This window comes from Pseudomonas sp. (genome assembly GCF_050739995.1).
Lineage (GTDB): Bacteria > Pseudomonadota > Gammaproteobacteria > Pseudomonadales > Pseudomonadaceae > Aquipseudomonas.
Genome location: NZ_JBOICG010000096.1, coordinates 1 through 6,382, shown reverse-complemented (window position 1 = coordinate 6,382; position 6,382 = coordinate 1). Strand labels below are relative to the sequence as shown.

Genomic DNA, 6,382 nt, shown 5'->3' with positions numbered 1-6,382 from the left:
TCACTACATAGAGCTTGGCCCCTCTCACATTTGTTAGCAGTGTCAGCCGAATGTTTCGCGCAACAGCCCGGCAAACGCATCCCGTGCCAGATGGCGCTGGGTGTCTTTGTGCCAGAACAGCAGGTTGTCCACCGCCTGCAATTCCTCAAACCGGTACGACGCCAGCTGATTGGCCTGTTCATAGCGGGCCAGGATGCCTTCGGGCGCCAACGCCACGCCAATCCCCGCACTGACACAACCGATGATCGTGCCCCAACTGGCATAGCTGGCGATGCTCGGCTTGAAGTCGTGGGGTTTGACCCAGTTTTCCAGCGCGGCACGGTAGGGGCAGCCGGGTGGCCACACCAGCAACGTGCGACCAGCCAAGTCCTTGGCGCTGGTGATCGGCTCGCTGGAGGCGCTGGCGATCAGTACCAGGCGTTCGCTGTAGACCACGCTGTGTTCGAGCTTGGCGCGCTTGCTGCCGCTGGCGACCAAGGCCACATCGAGACGGTGGTGTTGCAGATCGTCCAGCAATTGCGCCCAGGCACCGGTGACCAACTCCAGGCTGACGTCGGGATAGCGCCGATGGTACTCCGCCAGCAAGGGCGGCAGGCGGCCGCTGGCGCTGGACTCCACGGCACCAATGCGCAGGGTGCCACGGGGAATGGCGTTGGCGTCCACCGCGCGTTTGGATTCCTCCACCAACGCCAGGATGCGCTCGCAGTACTCCAGGAAGATTTCACCGGCCGCGCTGATCACCAAGCCGCGCCCGGCGCGGATGAACAGTGGCGTGCCCAACTCGCTTTCCAACTGCTTGATCCGCGTGGTGATGTTGGACGGCACGCAGTGCAGTTGCAGGGCGGCCTGGGCCACGCTGCCGGTTTGCGCCACGGCTCGCACCATTTTCAGTTGGGCCAGTTCCATTACTCAGTTCCAGTGATTTCAGAAGTCAGAAACGGTTAATTGTCCTACGTCCTACGCAAGCCAAGACTGACGGCATTCCCACTCAGTTCGCGGATGCCGTCAATGAATACCCCGTCACCCTTGAAGCTTACGCTAGTCATCGCCAGCGTCATCCTCTGCTGGGCCTACTCGCCGATTGGTGTGCATATGGGGCTGCACAGCTACAGTCCCGGCCAATTGGCATTGCTGCGGTTTTTAATTGCGTCGGTGTTCATGGGCGGTGTGGCGCTGGTGATGGGGATCGGCCGACCGCGCCTGCGGGATCTGCCGTGGTTGCTGGTGCTGGGCTTTTTTGGTGTGTTCCTGCATCACACCAGCCTCAACGAGGGGCAGCAGTGGGTGACGGCGGCGGCGTCCAGTGTGCTGGCCCAGTCAGCGCCGCTGTTCAGTGTGCTGATCGCGTCGTTCTGTTTGAAGGAGCGCGTCAGTGCCTGGCGCTGGGGCTGTGTGCTGTTGGGGTTGGCTGGCGTGTTGATGGTGATCTGGGGCGACCGTGGCGTGGGAGAGATCGACCCGCGTGGCTTGTTGATCCTGCTGGCAGCGGTTTCGTGGAGTATCTATTTCGCCATCCAGAAGCACTACGCCCATCACTACAGCCCGCTGACCATGGCGTGCTACATGGTCTGGGCTGGCACCTTGATGCTATGTGTGAACCTGCCTGGCTTGCCGGTCGCGATGATGCAGGCGCCGTTGCCGGAGAACCTGTCGGTGTTGGTATTGGGGATATTCCCAAGCGCGTTGGCGTACTTGGCCTGGGGCTATGTACTGAAGCATGTTGAGGTCAGCCGCGCCTCGGTGGCGATGTATCTGGTCCCGCCGGTGGCGATGGTGATGGCGGCGACGCTGCTGGGTGAGCATATTGCATTGCAGGTGGTGCTCGGCGGGATGGTTGTGTTGGCCAGCGTGGCGGCTATCAGCCTAGAGGGCCGCTGGAACATCCTCAGCCGGTGCGCCCTTGAGGGGCCAGCCACGCAAGCCAAATCAGATTAGACGAGCGTGCCGGATGCAATTTCCCCCTTGCTCCGCTAGCATTACCGGCCTCTGCTCTCCAGTTGCGACGGTTTTCGATGAGTTATCAGGTTCTTGCACGTAAATGGCGTCCGCGCTCGTTCCGCGAAATGGTCGGCCAGACCCATGTGCTCAAGGCTCTGATCAATGCCTTGGACAGCCAACGGCTGCACCACGCCTACCTGTTCACCGGTACTCGCGGGGTGGGCAAGACCACCATTGCGCGCATCATCGCCAAATGCCTGAACTGTGAAACCGGCATCACCTCGACACCCTGCGGCACGTGCTCGGTGTGCCGGGAAATCGACGAAGGGCGTTTTGTCGACCTGATCGAGATCGACGCCGCGAGCCGCACCAAGGTCGAAGACACCCGCGAGCTGCTCGATAACGTGCAGTACGCGCCGAGCCGTGGCCGCTTCAAGGTCTACCTGATCGACGAAGTGCACATGCTCTCCAGCCATTCCTTCAATGCTTTGCTGAAGACCCTGGAAGAGCCGCCGCCCTACGTCAAATTCATCCTGGCCACCACCGACCCGCAGAAACTTCCTGCAACGATTTTGTCGCGGTGCCTGCAGTTTTCCCTGAAAAACATGACCCCCGAGCGCGTGGTCGAGCATTTGACCCACGTGCTGGGTGCCGAGAGCGTACCGTTCGAAGACGACGCGCTGTGGCTGCTCGGCCGTGCCGCCGATGGTTCGATGCGAGATGCCATGAGCCTCACCGACCAGGCCATCGCCTTCGGTGAAGGAAAGGTCATGGCCGCCGATGTGCGTGCCATGCTCGGCACCCTCGATCACGGCCAGGTATTCGACGTGCTGCATGCGCTGATCGAAGGCGACGCCAAGGCGTTGCTCGAAGCCGTGCGCCACCTGTCGGAGCAAGGTCCGGACTGGAACGGTGTGCTCTCGGAAATCCTCAACGTGCTGCACCGCGTCGCCATCGCCCAGGCGCTGCCTGAAGGCGTCGACAACGGCCATGGCGACCGCGACCGCGTGCTGGCCCTGGCCCAGGCGTTGCCCGCCGAAGATGTGCAGTTCTATTACCAGATGGGCCTGATTGGTCGCCGGGACCTGCCTTTGGCACCGGACCCGCGCGGCGGTTTTGAAATGGTGCTGCTGCGGATGCTTGCCTTCCGGCCCGCCGACTCGGCAGACGCACCGAGACAGCCGCTAAAGCCAGTGGGGATCAGCCAGGCCACAGTTGATTCCGCCAAACCAGTGGCTGGCGCGGCAGTGGTCGCGCCAGTGGTGGCTGCGCCTGCGCCAGTGGCGGCGGCCTCTGAACCCGAGCCTGAGCCTGGGCCTGTGATAGCCGCACCCGTGCTCGAGCCGGAACCGGTGGTTGAGCCCGAGCCGGTCGTCGACTTGCCGTGGAACGACCCGGTGGAGGTCGAGGCGCAGGTGGAGCAGCAGCCCGCCGTGGAGCCTGTGCTGGAAACCAGCGGCGAACAGCCCGAGCTGACGCCGATGCCCACGCCGACCCCGGACAGCGTGGTGCCGGACGCCCCCGAGTGGGTATCCGCGCCGGTTCCCGAGCCGACCGTCGCCCAGGTAGATGCCGCTACCCCGGGCATCGATCTCGACGATGAGCCGCCACTGGACGAAGACTACATCGAGCCGGACATGGATTCGGCCTACAGCTATCTGGACGAGCTGGCCAGCGAACACACCGCCGAGCCGGCGCCGGAGCCCGAGGTTGAGCCGGCTGCGGCACCCGCCACCGGCCTGGCGTTGCAATGGTTGGAACTGTTCCCGAAATTGCCGATTTCCGGCATGACCGGCAGCATCGCTGCCAACTGCACGCTGATCTCCATTGAAGGCGATCACTGGCTGCTGCACCTGGACCCGGCCCACAGTGCGCTGTTCAACGCGACCCAGCAGCGTCGTCTCAACGATGCGCTGAACCAGTACCATGAGCGTACGCTGACCATCGCTATCGAGTTGATCAAGCCCGAGCAGGAAACCCCGGCCCAGGCTGCCACGCGTCGGCGTATCAACCGTCAGCGCGAAGCGGAAGACTCGATTCACGGTGATCCGCTCATCCAGCAAATGATGCAGCAGTTCGGCGCCGTCGTTCGCCAAGATACAATTGAACCTGTCGAAGCCCCGGTGCCCCAGGCGTCCTGACACCGGGCTACTAACTTGATCCACGTACTTTGAGGTGATTCCCATGATGAAAGGTGGCATGGCCGGCCTGATGAAGCAGGCGCAGCAGATGCAGGAAAAGATGGCCAAGATGCAGGAAGAGCTGGCCAACGCCGAAGTCACCGGTAAGGCCGGTGGCGATATGGTCAGTGTGGTGATGACCGGTCGTCACGACATCAAGCGCGTCAGCATCGACCCAAGCGTATTGCCGGGTGTTGGCGAAGATGACCTGGAAATGCTCGAAGCGTTGTTCGCCGCTGCCGTCAACGACGCCGTGCGCAAGATCGAAGCCAACAGCCAGGAAAAAATGGGCGGTGTGACCGCTGGCATGCAACTGCCACCTGGCATGAAGCTGCCGTTCTGATCGGCCTGCTCTGACGGTTGAGAGTAGCTAGACTCCAATGCCAGGCCTCGTGCCTGGCATTTTTGTTTGTGCTGATCCAATCGAACCCCGGTCCGGCAAGCGTGGTCTGCACCCTATACCGATGCATTCGATAAAGGAGCCCTCATGCCTCAAGAATCAGTCCTGAACCAGCGTATTGTCCTGGTCTCGCGCCCCCAAGGCGCTCCGATCCCAGAAAACTTCCGCCTGGAACGCGTGAACCTGCCGGATCTGGCGGACGGCCAGGTGCTGTTGAAGACGCTCTACCTGTCCCTCGACCCCTATATGCGTGGGCGCATGAGCGACGCCCCGTCCTACGCAGCGCCCGTGGAAATCGACGAAGTGATGACCGGTGGCGCCGTCAGCCGTGTGGAGCAATCACGGAGTCCGAAATTTGAAGTGGGGGATCTGGTGGTGGGCTCGACCGGCTGGCAGAGCCACAGCATTTCTGACGGTCGCAACCTGATGCCGGTGCCCAAGGGCCTGGCGAGCCCATCGATGGCGCTAGGTGTGCTGGGAATGCCGGGCATGACTGCGTATATGGGGCTGATGGATATCGGCCAGCCCAAGTCCGGCGAAACCCTGGTCGTGGCGGCGGCGTCCGGCGCGGTGGGTTCGGTGGTAGGGCAGGTGGCCAAGCTCAAGGGCTTGCGGGTGGTGGGTATCGCCGGTGGTGCGGACAAGTGCCGCTACGTGGTGGACGAATTGGGCTTTGATGCCTGCGTTGACCACAAGAGCCCTGACTTCGCCCATGAGCTGGCCCTGGCGTGCTTCAAGGGTGTGGATATTTACTTTGAAAACGTCGGTGGCAAAGTCTTCGATGCCGTGGTGCCGCTGCTCAACCCCAAGGCGCGCATTCCCTTGTGCGGCCTGATCGCCGGCTATAACGCCCATGAAGCGCCGAGTGGGCCGGATCGCCTGCCGGCATTGCAACGCACCTTGCTCACCAAACGTGTGCGCATCCAGGGCTTCATCGTGTTCGACGACTATGGTGACCGCCAGCCCGAATTCCTCAGTGCGATGGCACCGTGGGTGCGCGACGGCAAGATCAAGTTCCGTGAGGATGTGGTCGACGGCCTGGAGCAGGCGCCTGAAGCCTTCATTGGTTTGCTGGAGGGGCGCAACTTCGGCAAGTTGGTGGTGCGCGTCGCGCAGGATTGACCATTTGACGCTAATCCGGGGCGCGGGTATAAACCGCGTCTCGTTGTTTTGTCGGACCCTTCGCCCATGAGCTTCAGCCCCCTTATTCGCCAATTGATCGACGCCCTGCGTACCTTGCCGGGCGTGGGCCAGAAAACTGCCCAGCGCATGGCCCTGCAACTGCTGGAGCGCGATCGCAGCGGCGGCACCCGGTTGGCCCAGGCCCTGAGCCAGGCCATGACCGGTGTGGGCCACTGCCGGCAGTGTCGCACCCTCACCGAGGAAGAACTCTGCCCGCAATGCGCCGACCCGCGCCGTGACGACACGCTGCTGTGCGTGGTGGAAGGGCCGATGGATGTGTACGCGGTAGAGCAGACTGGCTATCGCGGGCGCTACTTCGTGCTCAAGGGGCACTTGTCACCCCTGGACGGCCTTGGGCCGGAAGCCATCGGCATTCCGCAGTTGGTCGCGCGGATTGAGGAGCAGGGCACCTTTACCGAGGTGATCCTGGCCACTAACCCGACAGTGGAAGGTGAAGCCACGGCGCACTACATCGCTCAACTGCTGACCAATAAAGGCCTGATCACCTCGCGTATCGCCCATGGCGTGCCGTTGGGGGGGGAGCTGGAGTTGGTGGATGGCGGGACGCTGGCGCATTCGTTTGCGGGTCGCAAACCCATCGCCCTCTAACGGGCGACACCGTTAAAAATGTGGGAGCGGGCTTGCTCGCGAATGCAGGGTATCAGTCAACAAAGATATTGAC

Annotated in this window: 6 protein-coding genes; 5 read left to right on the top strand and 1 reads right to left on the bottom strand. The window is 62.5% G+C overall.

The window, feature by feature from the left end; all coding sequences use genetic code 11:
* Positions 1-42: 42 nt before the first annotated feature.
* Positions 43-906, bottom strand: a complete 864-nt coding sequence (locus ACRESD_RS03330; RefSeq protein ID WP_431749618.1) for a LysR family transcriptional regulator — start codon at positions 904-906, stop codon at positions 43-45.
* A 102-nt stretch (positions 907-1,008) separates the two neighbouring features.
* Between ACRESD_RS03330 and ACRESD_RS03325 the strand changes: the two genes are divergently transcribed.
* The 5 genes from ACRESD_RS03325 (at position 1,009) to recR (ending at position 6,309) form a co-directional block, all read left to right on the top strand.
* Entirely contained in the window at positions 1,009-1,935 is a 927-nt protein-coding gene (locus ACRESD_RS03325) for a DMT family transporter (RefSeq protein WP_431749617.1), read from the top strand.
* Positions 1,936-2,012: 77 nt separating this feature from the next.
* Positions 2,013-4,079, top strand: a complete 2,067-nt coding sequence (gene dnaX / locus ACRESD_RS03320; protein WP_431749616.1) for a DNA polymerase III subunit gamma/tau — start codon at positions 2,013-2,015, stop codon at positions 4,077-4,079.
* Between the two features lie 43 nt (positions 4,080-4,122).
* Entirely contained in the window at positions 4,123-4,461 is a 339-nt protein-coding gene (locus ACRESD_RS03315) for a YbaB/EbfC family nucleoid-associated protein (protein ID WP_003175481.1), read from the top strand.
* A 144-nt stretch (positions 4,462-4,605) separates the two neighbouring features.
* On the top strand, positions 4,606-5,640 hold the full coding sequence (locus ACRESD_RS03310; protein WP_431749615.1) for an NADP-dependent oxidoreductase: 1,035 nt from the start codon (positions 4,606-4,608) through the stop codon (positions 5,638-5,640).
* Between the two features lie 66 nt (positions 5,641-5,706).
* Positions 5,707-6,309, top strand: coding sequence for a recombination mediator RecR (gene recR, locus ACRESD_RS03305; RefSeq protein ID WP_015885312.1), 603 nt, complete (start codon positions 5,707-5,709; stop codon positions 6,307-6,309).
* Positions 6,310-6,382 lie beyond the last annotated feature (73 nt).

Excerpts from the sequence above, each read along its gene's own strand:
- ACRESD_RS03315 (WP_003175481.1), top strand. The coding sequence starts at position 4,123 with ATGATGAAAGGTGGCATGGCCGGCCTGATGAAGCAGGCGCAGCAGATG.
- ACRESD_RS03310 (WP_431749615.1), top strand. The coding sequence starts at position 4,606 with ATGCCTCAAGAATCAGTCCTGAACCAGCGTATTGTCCTGGTCTCGCGC.
- recR (WP_015885312.1), top strand. The coding sequence starts at position 5,707 with ATGAGCTTCAGCCCCCTTATTCGCCAATTGATCGACGCCCTGCGTACC.
- dnaX (WP_431749616.1), top strand. The coding sequence starts at position 2,013 with ATGAGTTATCAGGTTCTTGCACGTAAATGGCGTCCGCGCTCGTTCCGC.
- ACRESD_RS03325 (WP_431749617.1), top strand. The coding sequence starts at position 1,009 with ATGAATACCCCGTCACCCTTGAAGCTTACGCTAGTCATCGCCAGCGTC.
- ACRESD_RS03330 (WP_431749618.1), bottom strand. The coding sequence starts at position 906 with ATGGAACTGGCCCAACTGAAAATGGTGCGAGCCGTGGCGCAAACCGGC.